The sequence below is a fragment of the Stenotrophomonas sp. PS02298 genome (assembly GCF_029959445.1).
Taxonomy (GTDB): domain Bacteria; phylum Pseudomonadota; class Gammaproteobacteria; order Xanthomonadales; family Xanthomonadaceae; genus Stenotrophomonas.
This window is the reverse complement of the sequence record NZ_JASCOR010000095.1, coordinates 1-16,761: the sequence shown is the minus strand read 5'-3', so window position 1 is coordinate 16,761 and position 16,761 is coordinate 1. Positions and strand designations below refer to the sequence as shown.

Here is a 16,761-nt window from a genome sequence, read left to right as displayed (position 1 = left end):
GCCGAGCCATGCTCGGCAGGGGCATTACCGGTAAAGCCTCTGCCGAGCATGGCTCGGCACTACAGAAGAGCGCCAATGCCGAGCATGGCTCGGCACTACAGAAGAGCGCCAATGCCGAGCATGGCTCGGCACTACAACAGCGTGTTCAGCGATAGACCACATGGCGTAGCGCGAAGAAGCTGACCACCGCCAGCCCAAGCTCGACCACCGGCTTGGCCAGCCACGCATACTGCAGGCCAAGCGATTGCGCGACCCAGTCGATCAGTCCGGTACTGATCACGGTCATCAGCAGCCAAAGCACCCAGAAGCGCGCAAAGCGTTTCCAGCCATGACGCTGTTCGCCTTGGGTGGCAAACGTGTAGCGGCCGTTGAGCCAGAAGCCAAGCAACGCGCCACTGATCCGCCCAAGCAGGTTGCTGGGTGCGACGGGTATGCCAAGCGCCGTCACGGCAACAAATACCCCCCAGTCCAACGCCAGCTGTGCCAGGCCGATGATGATGAACTGGGTGCCTTGGCGGAATAGACTCATGGATGTAGCGGGCTCCGACGAATAGCCTGCAATGCTACCCCCTTGCGCTTAGAATCCAGAGAACCTCGAAGGAAGCTGTAAGCATGACCCAGCCGCTGCACGTCATCATTCTCGCCGCCGGCGCCGGCAAACGCATGAAATCGCTGTTGCCCAAGGTGCTGCAGCCTATCGCCGGGCAACCGATGCTGGCCCACGTGATTGCCACTGCGCGCGAACTGCAGCCGGCTGGCATCCACGTGGTTTACGGTCATGGTGGAGAGGCTGTGCGTGCCGCGTTTGCCGATCAGCAGGACCTGCTGTGGGCCGAACAGAGCCAGCAGCTGGGCACCGGCCATGCCGTGCAGCAGGCGATGCCCGATGTGCCAGATACCGCGCAGGTACTGGTGCTGTACGGCGATGTGCCACTGATGCGCGCGCAGACTCTGGGGGCACTGTTGCACAACGGCCCGCGTCTGGCGGTATTGGTGGCTGAGCTGGATGACCCCAGCGGCTACGGCCGCGTCGTCCGTGATGCCGAAGGCAAGGTCGCGGCTATCGTCGAGCAGAAGGACGCCAGCGACGAACAGAAGCGTATCCGCACGGTGAACACCGGCATCATCACCGCCGAATCCACTGCGCTGCGCCGCTGGCTGTCGGGTCTGTCGAACAGCAACGCGCAGGGCGAGTACTACCTGACCGACGTGTTCGCCTCGGCTGCCGATGAATATGCGCCGGCTGAACTGGTGCTGGTTGCCGATGCGCAGGAAGCCGAGGGTGCGAACGATCCCTGGCAACTGGCACAACTGGAACGGGCCTGGCAGCTGCGTGCAGCCAAGGCACTGTGCGAACAGGGTGCGCGCCTGCTGGATCCGTCGCGCTTTGACCAGCGCGGTACGGTCAAGGTTGGTCGCGATGTGCAGATCGATGCCAACGTCATTCTGGAAGGCGAGGTCGAGCTGGGCGATGGCGTCAGCATCGGTGCCTTCGTGCGGCTCAAGGACGTCAAGCTCGGTGCTGGCACCGAAGTGCGTCCGCACTGCGATCTGGAAGGCGTGATCAGCGAAGGCGCGGCCCAGATTGGACCGTTCGCACGCCTGCGCCCGGGCACGGTGTTGGCCGATGGCGTGCACGTGGGCAATTTCGTGGAAACCAAGAAGACCACGCTGGGCAAGGGCAGCAAGGCCAATCACCTCACCTATCTCGGTGATGCGGTGATTGGCAGCGGCACCAACATTGGCGCCGGCACCATCACCTGCAACTACGATGGCGTGAACAAGTTCCAGACCACGATTGGTGACAAGGTGTTTGTCGGCTCCAACAGCTCGCTGGTGGCGCCGCTGACGCTCGAGGACGGCGCCACCATTGGTGCCGGTTCGGTGATCACCCGCAACGCGCCGGCGGGGCAATTGACTGTGGCGCGCACACGCCAGCAGACGATTGAAGGCTGGACGCGTCCTGTCAAAAAGTCCTGAACCCAGGTTGGCGCAGCGCGACGAGCTTGCGCTGTTGCCATTGATCGAAGCGCAGGCGGGTGAACGCCTGCGTGGACATCCTGCTGCGAAGGTATTTGCAGCGAGTCCAACCGGGCCCGCGTTGTTCGAACAGGCCTGGCAGCGTGGAATGCTGTGGGTGGTTGCCAGCGAGCAGGAGCTGGCCGGCTACCTGATGGCGGGTGCGCTCGATGAGGATTTCCACATCCAGCAGATGGATGTAACTCCGGCGCACGGCCGCAAAGGCCTGGGCCGTGCCTTGCTGCGGCACGCGTTGCAGCAGGCGAGGGCATCCGGACATCACCGGGCGGTGCTCACCACCTTGAGCGACGTGGCCTGGAATGCGCCCTTCTATGCCAGCGAGGGCTTCATTGAATGGCCGTCGCATGCGTGGAGCGCAGGCATGCGCGAGGTGATGGCGGCGGAGGCAGCGGCGGGCTTTCCAATGGAGCTGCGGCTGGCGATGCAGCGAATCTTGTCGTAGCCGCAAACCGCTTCTTGTGGGAGCGGCGTAAGCCGCGAAGCCGGTGCAACATCAACGGCGGTAAAGCCAACCCCTCCCCAACCCTCCCCTTTGCTGCGCAAAAGGGAGGGGGCGTAATGCCGAGCCATGCTCGGCAAGGCTTTCCCCGTGATCCCGCCGATTTGTAGGAGCGGCGTAAGCCGCGAAGCCAGGATAGTTTCAGATAACCGGTGGTGCGGGCGCTGATGTGGTGTCAGCTTCGCGGCTTACGCCGCTCCCACAACCGCAACAACATTCGCTTAGTCATGCGGTAGCAGGATCGCCACACACAGGCCGCCGTCCTTGCGGTTCTGCAGGGAGATGCGACCGCCATGTGCCTCGATGATCTCGCGGGTCAAGGCCAGGCCAAGGCCGGTGCCATTGCGCTTGGTTGAATAGAACGGCATCAATGCGTTCTGCAGTACCGCTTCGTTCATGCCGGTGCCGCGATCCAATACCTCGATGCGCAGCCAGTTGGGCAGTCGCGCGATGCGCACTTCCACCGAGTCATCCGGCGCGCCATTGTCAGCACCGGCTTCGTGCGCATTCTTCAGCAGGTTCAGCAGTGCCTGCGAGAACTGTGATTGATCCAGGCGGCTGTACTGCTCGTCGATCATCGGCGCCATGCGGAAGCTGATCTGCTGCTGCAGGCCATGCAGGAACTGGCTCCAGGCAACGGTCTGCAGCTGCGGCTGCGGCAGCTTGGCGAAGCGTGCATAGCCGCGAATGAAACCCTCCAGATGACGGGCGCGTTCTTCCACCGTGCCGAAGATATCTTCAAGGCGATCATGGCGGCCGCGCCGTACCAGTTCGGCGCCGGAATGCGCCAGCGAGGCAATTGGTGCCAGGGAGTTGTTGAGCTCGTGGCTGATCACGCGGATCACCTTCTTCCAGGTCTGTACTTCCTGGCGGCGCAACTCGGCGGTGAGCAGGCGCAGCAGCAGCAATTCGTGCGGGCGGCCATTCAAATGGAAGGCACGACGCGACAGGTGGTAGATCTGCTCGTCGTCATCATCGTCTTCGGCCGCATCCGGATCACGCACCGCGAACAGGCTGTCGCCGCCGCGGGCAATGGCATTGCGCAGCTCGATCGGCATGTTCTCCAGCAACTCGTGCATGCGCTGACCTTCAAGCTTCCAGCCACCATGCAGCAGCTTGCGTGCCGCGGTGTTGGAGAAGGTCACACGCTGTACGCCATCGCCACCATCGGTAAGCAGCAACATCGCCACCGGTGTGTTCTGCACCATGGTGTCGAGCAGCAGTTCCCGCTGTACCAGGGATTGCCGTTGTTCGCGCAGTACATCGCCCAATTCGGCATGCGCCTGCACCAGCTGTGCGAACTCATCGTGACCGCGCCAATGCACGCCGAAGTTGAACTCGCCGTCGCGGTAACTGCTGGTGGTGCCGGCCAGTGCCCGCAGCAGCGAACGGATCGGCGAGGTGGCGCGGCTCAACGCCCACCACATCGCAGCCAGCAGGAACACGGTGGAAACGCATACCACCACCCAGCCGCGGTCCATCCAGTAGGCCAGGAACCATGGCAAGGCCGCAGCAAGTGCCAGCACCGGCAGCAGGCGCAGGAACAGGGTGAAGGTGAAGGAGCGCGTTTTCACTGATGGCTGCTCATTCGCGCGGAATGCCGTGGCGGTCCATGCGGCGGTACAGTGCCTGCCTGCTCAGGCCCAGTTCGGCGGCGGCCTGGGCGATGACGCCACCTGCACGTTCCAGGGCACTGACAATGTGTTCGCGGTCGGGCTCGTCTGCCGGTGCGGTGGGGCGTGCGGGCGCGCGTGGCAGGTTCAGGTCGGCTACTTCGATACGCGGGCCCTGTGCGAGCAGGGCGGCGCGCTGGATCACATTGCGCAGCTCGCGCACGTTGCCGGGCCAGTTGTGGCGCTGCAGCGCCTGCAAGGCCGGTGCCGACAGCGGTTTGCCATCGGCAAGGAAGTATTGCGCCAGCGGCAGGATGTCCTCGCGCCGTTCGGCGAGCGGCGGCAGGCTGAGCTCGACGGTATTGAGCCGGTAATACAGGTCTTCGCGGAAGCTGCCCGCACGGATCATTGCCGGCAGGTCGGCATTGGTGGCGCTGACCACGCGCACCTTCACCAGCCGCTCGCGGTTGGAGCCCAGCCGCTCGAAGCGCCCGGTTTCCAGTACGCGCAGCAGTTTCATCTGCCCGGTCAGCGACAGGTTGCCGATTTCGTCCAGGAACAAGGTGCCGCCATCGGCCGCCTCGAACTTGCCCTCGCGGGCCTTGTTGGCACCGGTATAGGCGCCGGCCTCGGTGCCGAACAGTTCGGCCTCGATCAGCTCGGAGGGAATGGCGCCGCAGTTCAGTGCGACGAATGGGCCCTTCTTGTGCGCGGAGTTGGCCTGGATGATTTCGGCGATCTTTTCCTTGCCGGCGCCGTTGGGGCCGGTGATCAGGACAGGCAGTTCCGAGCGCGCGACCTGGCAGGCGAGGGCGATGATGCGCTCGCTGGAAGGATCGGCGAATACCAGCCCGCGCAGATCGTAACGATCGTGCAGGGCCTGCTGCTGGCGCTGCTCGCGTGCACGGCGGCGGGCCAGCTCACGGCGCGCCTCGGCCAGTTCCAGCAGGTTGTTGACCGTGGTCAGCAGGCGGCCGTCATCCCATGGCTTGGCCAGGTAGTCGGAGGCACCGGCCTTGACCAGCTCCACCGCGCTGTCCAGGTGCGTCCAGGCGGTGAGCAGGATCACCGGCAGGTCCGGATGCGCCTGGCGGATGCGCCGGAACAGATCCTGGCCTTCCTCGCCGGAGGTGGTGTCGGCAGTGAAGTTCATGTCCTGCAGGACCAGATCGAATTCATGTTCGGCCAGCATCGCCAGGCCCTGCTCGGGCGAGGTTGCGTGGCGCGTGTCGATGTCGTGCAGGGAGAACAGCACGTCCAACGCGGTGGCCACGGCGGTGTTGTCGTCGATGATCAGGATCTGTGGCATCAGTTGTCGCAGAAGAAGATAAGGGGACGCGGTGCTGGCGCTGAAGTCAGCACATTACACGCTGCGGGTCGCGCTGGCAGGTGGTAACCGTGCGGCACGCCGCGCCGGTGCCGCAACCGCTACTTGCCCAAGCAACAGCATCAAGCCGCCGGCAACCAGCAGATAGGCCCATGGCAGCCGTGGCAGCTCGTAATGCTGCATCAACCACTGGTTGATCAGCAACGCCAGCAGCAGGCCGATCAGCAGCCCGCCGACGGTCAGCAGCAGGTTCTCGGCGAGGAAGTGGCGCATCACCTGGCTGCGAGTGGCACCGAGGGCGCGGCGGATGCCGATCTGGCGGGTGCGTTGCTGTATCCAGTAGCCGCTGAGGCTGGCGATGCCGATCAGGGTGATGGTGGCGACTACCGCGTTGACTGTGAGCAGCAGCCATACCGCTGCGCGGCGGTTGCGCATGCCGTTGCTGCGCAACTGCTCGTAACTGGACACGACCGGATTGAAGCTCTTTGCCATCTGTCCGGCATAGACCGTCTGCAGTACGCCAGGCGCGGCCTTGATCACCGCATCGCGCTGATCGGCCTCGGCGCGTACCACGAAACTCAACAGTGGCAGGCCCGCTGGGCGTCGCGGCAACAGGACGGCGTACTCGGCTTTGCCGTCGTCCAACTCGCTGAGCTGGTAGCGCAGCAGGTGGGCGACAACACCGACGACTACATAGTGGCTGCTGCCATCGCCAGAGGTGAGCGCCTGCCCGACCGGATTGCCATCGAACAAAGTCCGGCCCAGCGCCTCGGTGATGATGATGGGCGTGCTGGCAGCGTTGGCATCGTCACCGAGCTGCAGGTCGGCGTATTCGTCGGCGAGGAAGTCGCGGCCACGGCTGAGCTGCAGGCCAAGCGTGTCGATCAGCTTCGTTCCAATGAAGCCGCTGGCCTGCACGGTTGGGCCGTTGGCTGACTTCAGGTCGTAGACCATGGTCAAGGTCTCGCGCATCGGTGCGCCGACCACGGCGGTGGCACGCTTCACGCCGGGAATCGCTGCCAGTGCATCGGCACCAGCGCTGGCTTGTGCGGCGGTCCAGTTGCCATCCGGGCGCACGATCTGGTCGATGACGATGACCTCCTTGTCAGCGATGCCGTCGTCGATCAACAACGGCCCGGCCTGCTGTGCGAGCAGGAACAAGGTATTGCAGAGGATGGCGCAGGCCACGGTGATCTGCAGCACGATCAACCACGGCATCAGCGGCTGGCGGCGCATGGAGGAGAGCAGGGGATTCATGCCTTGGCCTTGTTCATAGGGTTTTGACCTGCAACGCAGGTTCCTGGCGCGCGGCACGGATGGCGGGTAGCAGTCCGACCACTACGCCAGTCACAACCGCCATCAACAGCAGGGCCGCAAACAGCGCGGGGCTCAGCCGGGCCAGTGATGAGTAGGCTTCACCTTGTTGCCGCATCAGCCACAGGCCGCCCAGCGTCAGCGGCAATGCCAGCAATCCGCCCAGCAAGCCTGCCAGGGTGGACTCGACCAGGCAGGTGGCGATGATCGCGCGACGCGGCGCGCCCAGCACCCGGCGCACGCCGTGCTCACCGGCACGGCGCAGGAAGCGCGCTGCCAGCAGGCCGGCGACATTGACCAGGCACAACACCAGCAAGCCAGCCGCCAGCCACAGGTTCAAGCGAACGCTGTCCGGTACCACGCGGTTGGTGTGCAACCACTGCGCCATCGACTGCAGACGGGTGTTGGCTGCGCGCGCGAAGATGCCGGCGGCATGACGATCGGTGGCGAAGTTCTGCAGGCTTTGTGCGTAGTTGTGGCGCTGCTGTGCATCCTTCAGATCTGCCCACAGCACCAGCCATCGGCATTGCTGGGTATCGATCTGATCGAAGCGGAAGCCGCCGAAGCCATTGCCATCGCAGATGCGGGTGCTGGTGATCTCCGCGCCTGACGCCAGCACCGCCTCGGCCGGTGCGAACAGCTCATCGCCATCGCCTTCCCAGCCGGCATTGTTTGAAGGCAGGAAATGCGGGCGCGGGCGGGGCGCCCAACGCTCACTGATGCCGATGACGCGGAAGTTGTGCTTGCCCACACGGATCTCGGCGCCGGTACCATCTTCGCGCCCCAGCAGGTGTTGGCTGAGTGCGCGGCTGATGATCACTACCGGCGTGCGCGCGGCCTCTTCTTCCGCAGTCCAGGAACGCCCGTAGCGCAGCGGCACGCCGAATACCTGCAGCATCGGGCCGATGGCGAGGCTCGTCGAAACGTTCTTGCTGAGCGTGTTGTCGATGTTGCTGACGGTCAGCGGGGCGGTCAGCAGGGCCACTTGCGGGACATCCGGGCGTAGCTGGCGCATCGCCTGCACGTCGGCCAGCTTCCACAACGGCGGCACCGGCGAGCCGTCACCGTAGCTGTCGCTTTCACCACTTTTTGCCGCCTCGCGCGAGTCTGCCCAGGCCAGGTACAGGTTCTGGCTGATGCCGGGCAGCGGGTCGGCGGCCAACACCGACAACAGCGTCAGCATGGTCATCACCGAGGCCAGGCCAAGGGCAAGGGTGAGTACGACCAGCGCCATTGTCCTTGGGTGGCGGATGCAACCACGCAGCCCGGTTTCCAGCGTGTAGTTCATGGCGTGGGTCCTGCCGCCGCGCGGTGCGCGTAGCTCAGCACCCGCGTTGCCTGCCACTGATCATCACGCAGGCGCCAGATGATGACGAAGTCGGCCACGCCATCACAGTGTTCGCCCTTCAGATCGCAGAATTGGTGCTGGCCCTGTTCAATGGCGCCGAAGTCCTTGATCGGGAATACCTCCAGCGTGCCTGGCAGCAACTGCCGGGTGTAGTTGCCGCAGGCATGCTTGCGGGTGTTCGCCAGCATGGCGTCGCGGGTCCAGGTGACACCGCCATTGTCGTGGTAGAACTCGACCGCCGCATCGAAATAGCCCGCATGCTTCTCGAACTCGGCCGGATCGCTGCAGCGGTTGAAGCTGTCGAACATGCCGTGGTCGAGTGCGGCGATGGTGTCGTGCAGGCTGGCATTGTCGGCGTCAGCGGCGTGCGCGGGGACCATCGGCAGCGAGCACAGCATCAGCAGCAGGAACGTCAGCGTGGTTTTCATCGGGCGACTCCGGGAAACAGTGGAAGAGGATCAGGCCGCGCGGGTGGCGACCGCCGGTGGCACGGACGCTGCGCGACGCGCGGGCCCAAGCACGGCGATCTGACCAAGCAACAGCAACAGCACCGCCGCCACCGGCAGATACATCAGCGGCAGGCGTGGCAGTTCGTACCGGCTCATCAGGAACATGTTCAACGCATAGGCCAGGATCAGCCCAACGATGATGCCGGCACTGCTCAGCAGCAGGTTCTCGAGCTGGAAATTGCGCAGGATGTGTTTGCGGGTTGCACCCAGGGCGCGGCGGATGCCGATCTGGCGCGTGCGTTGCTGCACCCAGAAGCTGGCAAGGCCGACGATGCCGAAGGCGGTTACCGCCAGCAGCGCGATGCAGACCGCAAGCAACAGCCAGATCACCGAGCGATCACGATGCTGGAAGGCGTCACGCATGCGCGACACGGTGCCCTGTTCCTCGATGATGCGGTTGGGATCGGCCTTGTTCAACGCGGCGATGGCGGCCTTCAGCACGGCCTCGCGCTGCTCGGGGCTGGTACGCAGCGCATAGGCACCGTTGGAGACGCGGACCGGGAACACCATGCTGTCGAAGCGGCTGCTGAACTCGCCAGCTTCGCCGGGTGCCAGCAGGTCATCGATCACGCCCACGACCTGGGTCGGCTTGCTGCCCCAGACATAGATGTTGCTGCCCACCGCGTTGCCGTCCGGGAACAGGGACTTGGCCAGCGAATGGCTCAGCAGCACGCTGGGTACGACAGGATCGGCATCGCCACCTGCAAAAGCGCTGTTCTCCAGGTACTCGTCGGGCTTGAAGCCGCGGCCCTCGCGCAGTTGCAGGCCAAAGGTCGGCAGCAACTGGCCGTCGTCCATGTAATTGGTGGCATGTACCGTCGGGCGTGTCTGGTTCGGCTGCAGGCGTATGCCCGAGCCCCAGACGTTGCTGCCATACGGGATCTGGTTGATGCTGCTGACTGCCTTTACGCCGGGGACGGCGGCAAGTGTGGCCAGGTCCTGCTTGCGCAGCGCATCGTAGTTGACGTCCGGCAGCAGGCTGCTGGTGGCCAGGTAGACCAGTTCGTCCTCGGCCACGCCGCTTTTCAGCTGTATCTGTGCAACGCGGTTGCTGATGATGAACACCGCATTGCAGATGATGGCGCAACTGATCGCGATCTCGAAAATGACCAGCAGTGCGGCAATCTTCTGGCGGGACAGCATCGACAGGGTGGGGCGGATGTCCAAAGGTGTTCTCCGTGGCGGCGCGAGCTGCCGTTGCTGACGCGGTGGATTCAGCGCCACCGTGTCACTGGCTCTTGAGCTGAAGTGCGGGAGGAATCTGCATGGCCCGCCAGGCCGGCAACAGTCCGGCGACCAGGCTCACGCCAACTGCCAGCACGAAGGTCATCCACAGGGTGGTGACGTCCATCTGCGCCAACTTTGCGTACTCGTCCGGTTGCTGGCGGATCAGCCACAGGCCGATTGCCGCAAAACCCAGCCCCAGTACGCCGCCGGCCAGGCCGATGAAGCCGGCTTCGGTCAGGCATTGTTTGAAGATGTCCGCGCGTGAAGCGCCCAGCGATCGGCGGACGCCGATCTCGCCGCTGCGGCGCAGGAACTTGGCCAGCAGCAGGCTGACCGTGTTGATCAGGCAGACCAGCAGGAAGCCGAAGGCCAGCCACATCTGCAGGCGCACGTCGTTGGGCACGATGCGGTTGAAGTCCAGCCAACCCATCACATCATGCAGGCGCACATTGGTAGGGCGTTCGAAGCGGCCGCTGGCACGCTGGGTATCGGAATAGTCGGCCAGGTATTTCAGGTAATCGCGTGCCTTCTCCGGTGTGTCCAGCTCCACCCAATACTGCAGCCAGGCACAGGGTGCTGTGAGGCCGCGGTTGCCTTCGCCGTCATCGCTGCTGCCCCAGCAGTTCATGTTGCCCTGGGTATCGAGCCTCAGGGTGCGCGAGGTGGAGAACGGCAGCAGCACCTGTTCGTTGCCGCCATAACGCTGGCTGGTCAGGTCGTAGAAGCGCGGCGTGGGCTTCCAGTTGCCAAGCAACCCAACCACGCGGAACACGCCCTGCGGCAGGCGCAGCTCCTTGCCGATCACGTCCTCGCTGCCGTACAGCCGCTGCGCCAGCTTGCGGTCAATGACCGCCACCAGCGCACGGCTGTCATCCTCGGCCGCACTCCATGCGTTGCCTGCTGCCAGTGGCACCTCGAACATAGGGAAAAAGTCCGCCGAGGTGTAGCGTGCCATCGCCCGGAACGGCTGTGCGGTGTTGCCTGCGGGCATCACCGTCACCGAACCGGCCGTCATCACCGCCTGGCGGTCAGCGCGCTTCTGCCGCAACAACTCCTCGGCGTCATAGCGGGTCATCTGCTCCAGCGGGTCCGATTCCAGCGTGGCGTCCTTGCCCAGGCTGCGCGGTTCCAGCTGCGGGTAGAACAGCTGCTGGCTCTTGCGTGGAATCGGATCCCCCGACAAGACGAAGTACAGGCCAAGGGTGGTCATGGTCGCGCCGATGCCGACCGCGATGGTCAGCACCATCAAGGTGGTCAGCACCTTGTTGCGGCCGAAGCCGCGCCACGCCAATTGCAGGTAATAACCGAACATGTTCTTTCCTTGAACTGACGTATCAGGTGCTGCGTGTGGCTACCGCCGGTGGAATCGATGCGGCCTTGCGGGCCGGGCCGAACACCGCGATCTGGCCCAGCAGCCACAGCAGCACCGCACCCACCGGCAGGTACAGCAGCGGCAGGCGCGGCAGCTCGTAGCGGCCCATCAGCCACTGGTTGAGCAGGTAGGCCAGCAGCATGCCAACCACGATGCCGATGCCGGCGAGCAGGAAGTTCTCGGTCTGGAAGTAACGCAGGATCTGCGCGCGGGTGGCACCCAGCGCACGACGGATGCCGATCTGTTTGGTGCGCTGCTGCACCCAGAAGCTGGCCAGGCCGATGATGCCCAGCGCGGTTACCAGCAACAGCAGGCCACTGACGATCAGCAGCAGGCCGATCATGTCGCGGTCATTGGCGAAGTTCTTGGCACGCTTCTCCTCAACGGTCTGCTTGGTCCAGACCAGGCGGTTGGGATCATTCTTGTCCAGCACCGCCAATGCCTGCTTCAGCACCTCATTACGGCGTCCCTGCTCGGTGACGCGAAGGATGTAGCGGCCGCCGTTGGAAAAGTTCATGCGGATCGGGAAGATGAGCGAGTGGGTGCGGTTGTTGTCCTGCATGTTCGGACGCAGCAGGGTCTGTGTCACGCCAATCACGGTGACCGGGATGTTGGCCATGTACAGGGTCTTGCCAACCGCATTGCCGTCGGGGAAGAACTGCTTGGCCATTGCTTCGGTGAGAATGGCCGGTGCTTTCAGTTTGCCCAGGTCTTCCACCTTCTCCAGCACATCGCTGCTCTGGTATTCGTCGGCATTGAAATCGCGACCGGCGATCAGCTTCAGGCCCAGGGTCTTGACCGCGTTTTCGCCAACCATGTACTGCGCGCCATTGATCGATTGTGCGTCCGGCTCGGGGGAGATAGCCAACGAGGTGTTCCAGGATCCACCCTGGAACGGCAGCTGGTTGACGATGGTTACGCTTTCGACGCCTGGGATGCCGCGCAGCGAGGCAAGGTCCTCGGCGGTGCGGGCATCGGCATCAACCTGTTCACCAATGCCGCTCAGGCCAATCTCGATCAGATGGTTGTCATCGATGCCGCTGGCCAACTGCATGGCATCGATGCGCTGCGACACGATGAACAGCGCATTGCAGATGATGGCGCAGCTCAGCGCGATCTCCAGCACGATCAGTGCGGCAGCTGTTTTGTGCCGCGACAGCGTGGAGAGGATGGGGCGGATTTCCATGAGGTTTCTCCGGGGAAGCGTGGAGCTGGGAATGGGGTTTGGTTGGGAGAGGCGAGGGCAACTGCAACTGCAACTGCCGAAGCACCCCTCCCCGGCCCTCCCCTGCGCTTTGCGCAAGGGAGGGGGTAGTCGCGTTACTGGCTCTTGAGCTGCAGTGCTGGGGTTACCTGCATGGCGCGCCAGGCAGGCAGGATGCCGGCCAGCATGCTGGCCAGCACTGCCAAGGCGAAGGTGACCAGCAGCATCGAGCCATCCAGATGCGCAAGTGAGGCGTAGTCGGCCGGCCGCTGGCGCACCGCCCACAGGCCGAACAGAGCGAACACGAGACCGAGCAGACCGCCGGCCAGGCCAATCGTGCCGGCCTCGATCAGGCACTGCTTGAAGATCTCGGCGCGGCTGGCACCCAGTGCTCGACGCACGCCGATCTCGCCGCTGCGGCGCAGGAACTTGGCCAACAACAGGCCTACGGTGTTGACCAGGCAGACCAGCAGGAAGCCGAACGCCAGCCACATCTGCAGGCGCACGTCGCCCGGTACGGCATTGCGGTGTTCCATCAGCTCCATGACGTTGCGCAGGCGGGTATTGGCCGGGCGCTCGAAGCGACCAGCGGCGCGCTGCTGCTCGGAGTAGTTGTCCAGGTAGGCCTTGAAATCCTTGGCATCACCAGGCGAATTCAGCTCGACCCAATACTGGATCCACGAGCAGGGCACATTCTGCGCGGTGGCGTCGTTGACCAGTTCGCGACCGAAGCAGTTCATGTTGCCATTGCGGCCCAGCTTCAGATCCAGCGCCGTGCTGAAGGGCAGGTAGACGTCTTCCTCGGAGTCGAACTTGCCCGAGTACAGGTCGTAGAACTTGGGAGCAGGCTTCCATTCCTTGAGCACGCCGACGATGCGCATGGCATTGCCTTCGACCAGCACTTCCTTGCCAACGCTGTTTTCGCCCTTGAACAACTTGTCATTCAGGGTGTCGCTGATCACCGCGACACGGCTGCGGCCCTGGTCCTCGTCACCCGTCCAACCCTGGCCGAACGCGAACGGCGTATCGAACATCGGGAAGAAGTCGGCCGAGGTGTAGCGCATGCTGATGCTGAAGGGCTTGAGGGCATCGACGCGCGGATCGACGATGCCGCTACCGCCGGTCATCATCGCCTGGCGCGGTGCTTTCTTCTGCCGCAGCAGTTCTTCGGCGTCGAAGCGGGTCAACTGCGACTCGGGCTCTTCGCCGGCTTTGTAGCCTTCCTTGGTGTAGGGATCCAGCTGCACATAGAACAAGCGATCGCTCTTGTGCGGGATCGGGTCGCCGGAGAGCACCTTGAACACCGTCAAGGTGGTCATCGCCGCACCGATGCCGAGCGCGATGGCCAACACCATCAGTGCGGTCAGGATCTTGTTGCGGCCGAAGCTGCGCAGCGCAAGTTTGAAGTAGTAACTGAACATGGACGATCCTTGGCAGCTCAGGCGCTGCGCGTGGCGACGATGGGCGGGATGGAAGCAGCACGCAGGGCAGGGCCGATGACGGCGGCCTGGCCCAGCAAGCACAGCAGTACGGCACCCAGCGGCAGGTAATACAGCGGCAGCCGGGGGATTTCGAAGTAATGCATCAACAACTGGTTGCCGGTGTAGGCCAGCAGCATGCCGAGCACGATGCCGGCGCTGGTCAGCAGCAGGTTCTCGGTCTGGAAGTAGCTGATGATCTGGCGGCGGGTCGCACCCAGTGCGCGGCGCACGCCGATCTGCTTGGTGCGCTGCTGCACCCAGAAGCTGGCCAGGCCGATGATGCCCAGCGCGGTGACCAGCAACATCACCAGGCAGATGCCCAGCAGCAGGCGGGTCATGCTGCGGTCCTGCTGGAAGTAGACCTCGCGCAGTTGCTGCAGTGTCTTGCTGTAGTCGGCGGAGATGATCGCCTCCGGCGTGACCTTGGGCGCGGCGGCGACGGCGTCGCTGACGATGCGTTGCAGGTCACGCGGGTTGGCGCGGATCACATAGGTGCCGGCCTGCGCATCGGTGGTTACCGGCACGATCACCGACCACTCCATGCCGGCCAGGCCGTTCTCGCTGCGGCCCGGGTCCGGGCGCGAGAAATGCGCCAGCACGCCGGCCACGGTGAGCTGGTAGTCGCCCATCCACAGCTGCTTGCCCAACGGATCCTGGCCAGGCCACAGATGTTTGGCAAAGGCCTGGGTGATCCAGACCTGGGCGTGCGTCGGCAGGAAGTTCTCCACCGGCTGGTAGTCGGCGTCGCTGAACATGCGGCCCTGCACCGGCTTCAACTGCAAGGCATCGATGGCACCTGCATCCATCGTGTAGAAGTGCGGCACGCCGCCGTGGTGCTTGCCCTCCCGATCCAATGAGACGCCGGCGGTGCCTGCGCGCTGGCCGAACGGAACGGCATTGAGCACGCCCACGGCCTGCACCCCGGCCTGGCCGCGCAGCTGCTGCAACCAGCGGCTGTTGACGTCCACTTCGCTGCAGGATTCACAGTCGAGCAGGCTGAGTGTTGCGATGGATGCCTCGTCGACGCCACTGTTCATGCCGATCAGCTCCATCCGCGAGGCGGCCAGGAACAGGGCATTGCACAGCACCGCGCAGGCCAGTGCGATTTCCAGCACGATCAGGCTGGCAGCAATGCGATGCCGAGACAGCGTGCTGATGATGGGTTTGATATCCAGGGTCATGGCTTACAGCGCCTTGATCTGCAGGGCTGGATCGATGCGGGCGGCGCGCAGTGCCGGCAGCAGTCCAGCAATAACGGTGGTCGCCACCGCGGTGGCGAAGGTGAGGCCAAGCATGGTCATGTCCAGCTGCACCATGTCGGCGTAGGCCAGCGGCTGCTGGCGGATGCTCCACAGCCCGATCAGGGTGAACAGCAATCCCAGCACCGCGCCGCCAACACCGATCAGCGCCGCCTCTATCAGGCATTGCTGGAACACCATCGCGCGGGTCGCGCCGAGTGCGCGCAGCACGCCGATCTCGCCGGTGCGGCGCAGGAACTTGGCCAGCAGCAGGCCGATGGTGTTGAACAGGCAGATCACCAGGAAGGCCAGTGCCATCCACGCCTGCAGCTTGACGTCGCGCGGCACCACGCCGTTGTAGTCCATCCACTCCATCAGGCTGCGCAGGCGCGTCAGCTCGGGCTGGCTGATGCGGCCCAGCTGCTGTTGCTGCTGCACATAGCCCTGCAGGTGTTGCTGGTAGGCCGCAACCTTTGCTGCACTGTCCAGCTGCACCCACAGCTGCAGCCACACGCAATCGGTGTTTTCCAGGTAGCCGGGTTTCTCGGGCAGCTTGTTGCAGGTGAACTGGCGGAAGTTGCCGGCGTTGATCTGCAGGCCGGTGAAGAACGGCACCATTATCTCTTCGACCTGCCGGTAGTAGTCGGCGGTGTCGCCCTGCGCGAAGCGGCCGCCAGCGACGGTGTAGAACAGCGGGGAAGGGCGCCACGGTTTGAGCACGCCGATGATGCGCACTTCGCTGTCGCGGATGCGCAGCATCTTGCCGGTGCTGTCCTTGCCGTCGAACAGGCGCTGGTTCAACTCCGAGGAGATCACCGCCACGCGGGCGCGGCGCTGGTCATCCTCGGCCGACCAGCCGGCACCGTAGGCCATCGGCACCTGGAACATCGGGAAGAAATCGGCGGTGGTGGACAGCAACGTGGTCATCATCGCCGGCCCTTGGCTAGCAGGCGCGGATAACTTGACGGGGCTGTCCACCACCAAAGCTTTGCGATCCGCTGGACCGTCACGCCACAGGTCCGTCGCCGAGGTGTAGTCGAGCATGTCCAAAGGCTCGCGCCGCGCCCGCTCGCCGCGCGTCGATGCATCCACCTGCGGGTAATAGATCTGCCCACTGCGCCCGGGCAATGGATCGCCCGAGAGCAGGTGCTTCACCGTCAGCGTGGTCATCGACGCGCCAATGCCCATCGCAATCGACAGCACCATCAGTGCGGTCAGCACGGGGGTGCGGCGCAGGCTGCGCAGGCCTTGGCGGAGGTGGTAGGCGAACAGCGACATGCGCGGGATCAGCCCTGGTTGTCGGCAACGGCGGCGATGCGGGCGGCGTGTGCCAGCACCGGCTCGCGGATCAGGTCGGTGGCCTGGCCATCGACGATGTGCACGTTGCGCTGGGCGCGTGCAGCCAGTTCCGGATCATGGGTGACCATGACGATGGTGGTGCCCTGGCTGTTGATCTCTTCCAGCAGCTCCATGACGCCACGTGCCATCTGCGTATCCAGGTTGCCGGTCGGTTCGTCGGCCAGCAGCAGGCGCGGGCTGCCAGCCAGGGCGCGGGCGATTGCCGCACGCTGCTGCTGGCCGCCTGACAG

General features: G+C 64.3%; 15 protein-coding genes. 2 read left to right on the top strand and 13 right to left on the bottom strand.

What is annotated here, in order from left to right; translation table 11 throughout:
• Positions 1-145 precede the first annotated feature (145 nt).
• Entirely contained in the window at positions 146-529 is a 384-nt protein-coding gene (locus QMX78_RS13995) for a GtrA family protein (protein ID WP_282270578.1), read from the bottom strand.
• An 83-nt stretch (positions 530-612) separates the two neighbouring features.
• Here QMX78_RS13995 and glmU point away from each other — a divergent pair, with 83 nt between their 5' ends.
• Positions 613-1,980 (top strand): bifunctional UDP-N-acetylglucosamine diphosphorylase/glucosamine-1-phosphate N-acetyltransferase GlmU, encoded by a 1,368-nt coding sequence (gene glmU, locus QMX78_RS13990; RefSeq protein ID WP_282270576.1) that lies wholly within the window; start codon positions 613-615, stop codon positions 1,978-1,980.
• A 7-nt stretch (positions 1,981-1,987) separates the two neighbouring features.
• Positions 1,988-2,482, top strand: a complete 495-nt coding sequence (locus tag QMX78_RS13985) for a GNAT family N-acetyltransferase (RefSeq protein WP_282270574.1) — start codon at positions 1,988-1,990, stop codon at positions 2,480-2,482.
• 278 nt (positions 2,483-2,760) lie between these two features.
• Here QMX78_RS13985 and QMX78_RS13980 read toward each other — a convergent pair whose 3' ends face one another.
• From QMX78_RS13980 to QMX78_RS13925, 12 genes are all read right to left on the bottom strand, one after another.
• A complete protein-coding gene (locus QMX78_RS13980; protein WP_282270571.1) occupies positions 2,761-4,113 on the bottom strand; it encodes a HAMP domain-containing sensor histidine kinase in 1,353 nt (450 codons plus the stop codon).
• A 10-nt stretch (positions 4,114-4,123) separates the two neighbouring features.
• Positions 4,124-5,461, bottom strand: coding sequence for a sigma-54 dependent transcriptional regulator (locus QMX78_RS13975; protein ID WP_282270570.1), 1,338 nt, complete (start codon positions 5,459-5,461; stop codon positions 4,124-4,126).
• A 54-nt stretch (positions 5,462-5,515) separates the two neighbouring features.
• On the bottom strand, positions 5,516-6,736 hold the full coding sequence (locus QMX78_RS13970) for an FtsX-like permease family protein (protein WP_282270569.1): 1,221 nt from the start codon (positions 6,734-6,736) through the stop codon (positions 5,516-5,518).
• A 13-nt stretch (positions 6,737-6,749) separates the two neighbouring features.
• Complete coding sequence (locus tag QMX78_RS13965; protein ID WP_282270567.1) at positions 6,750-8,081, bottom strand: ABC transporter permease; 1,332 nt, start codon at positions 8,079-8,081, stop codon at positions 6,750-6,752.
• Positions 8,078-8,569 (bottom strand): nuclear transport factor 2 family protein, encoded by a 492-nt coding sequence (locus QMX78_RS13960; protein WP_282270565.1) that lies wholly within the window; start codon positions 8,567-8,569, stop codon positions 8,078-8,080. Before QMX78_RS13960 ends, QMX78_RS13965 begins: the two co-directional genes overlap by 4 nt.
• A 30-nt stretch (positions 8,570-8,599) precedes the next feature.
• Positions 8,600-9,817, bottom strand: a complete 1,218-nt coding sequence (locus QMX78_RS13955) for an FtsX-like permease family protein (protein ID WP_282270562.1) — start codon at positions 9,815-9,817, stop codon at positions 8,600-8,602.
• Positions 9,818-9,878: 61 nt separating this feature from the next.
• Positions 9,879-11,189 (bottom strand): FtsX-like permease family protein, encoded by a 1,311-nt coding sequence (locus QMX78_RS13950; protein WP_282270560.1) that lies wholly within the window; start codon positions 11,187-11,189, stop codon positions 9,879-9,881.
• Positions 11,190-11,211: 22 nt separating this feature from the next.
• Complete coding sequence (locus QMX78_RS13945; RefSeq protein WP_282270558.1) at positions 11,212-12,435, bottom strand: FtsX-like permease family protein; 1,224 nt, start codon at positions 12,433-12,435, stop codon at positions 11,212-11,214.
• 134 nt (positions 12,436-12,569) lie between these two features.
• Complete coding sequence (locus tag QMX78_RS13940; protein ID WP_282270556.1) at positions 12,570-13,874, bottom strand: ABC transporter permease; 1,305 nt, start codon at positions 13,872-13,874, stop codon at positions 12,570-12,572.
• A gap of 17 nt (positions 13,875-13,891) precedes the next feature.
• Complete coding sequence (locus QMX78_RS13935) at positions 13,892-15,115, bottom strand: FtsX-like permease family protein (RefSeq protein ID WP_343239271.1); 1,224 nt, start codon at positions 15,113-15,115, stop codon at positions 13,892-13,894.
• Positions 15,116-15,118: 3 nt separating this feature from the next.
• Positions 15,119-16,450, bottom strand: coding sequence for an ABC transporter permease (locus QMX78_RS13930; RefSeq protein ID WP_343239270.1), 1,332 nt, complete (start codon positions 16,448-16,450; stop codon positions 15,119-15,121).
• A gap of 8 nt (positions 16,451-16,458) precedes the next feature.
• On the bottom strand, positions 16,459-16,761 hold a 303-nt coding region (locus QMX78_RS13925; RefSeq protein ID WP_282270554.1), incomplete at its 5' end, for an ATP-binding cassette domain-containing protein.

Bases quoted from the DNA above. Each gene is read 5' to 3' on its own strand.
- QMX78_RS13995 (WP_282270578.1), bottom strand. From the start codon at position 529: ATGAGTCTATTCCGCCAAGGCACCCAGTTCATCATCATCGGCCTGGCA.
- QMX78_RS13965 (WP_282270567.1), bottom strand. From the start codon at position 8,081: ATGAACTACACGCTGGAAACCGGGCTGCGTGGTTGCATCCGCCACCCA.
- QMX78_RS13975 (WP_282270570.1), bottom strand. From the start codon at position 5,461: ATGCCACAGATCCTGATCATCGACGACAACACCGCCGTGGCCACCGCG.
- QMX78_RS13950 (WP_282270560.1), bottom strand. From the start codon at position 11,189: ATGTTCGGTTATTACCTGCAATTGGCGTGGCGCGGCTTCGGCCGCAAC.
- QMX78_RS13960 (WP_282270565.1), bottom strand. From the start codon at position 8,569: ATGAAAACCACGCTGACGTTCCTGCTGCTGATGCTGTGCTCGCTGCCG.
- glmU (WP_282270576.1), top strand. From the start codon at position 613: ATGACCCAGCCGCTGCACGTCATCATTCTCGCCGCCGGCGCCGGCAAA.
- QMX78_RS13935 (WP_343239271.1), bottom strand. From the start codon at position 15,115: ATGACCCTGGATATCAAACCCATCATCAGCACGCTGTCTCGGCATCGC.
- QMX78_RS13945 (WP_282270558.1), bottom strand. From the start codon at position 12,435: ATGGAAATCCGCCCCATCCTCTCCACGCTGTCGCGGCACAAAACAGCT.
- QMX78_RS13970 (WP_282270569.1), bottom strand. From the start codon at position 6,736: ATGAATCCCCTGCTCTCCTCCATGCGCCGCCAGCCGCTGATGCCGTGG.
- QMX78_RS13940 (WP_282270556.1), bottom strand. From the start codon at position 13,874: ATGTTCAGTTACTACTTCAAACTTGCGCTGCGCAGCTTCGGCCGCAAC.
- QMX78_RS13930 (WP_343239270.1), bottom strand. From the start codon at position 16,450: ATGTCGCTGTTCGCCTACCACCTCCGCCAAGGCCTGCGCAGCCTGCGC.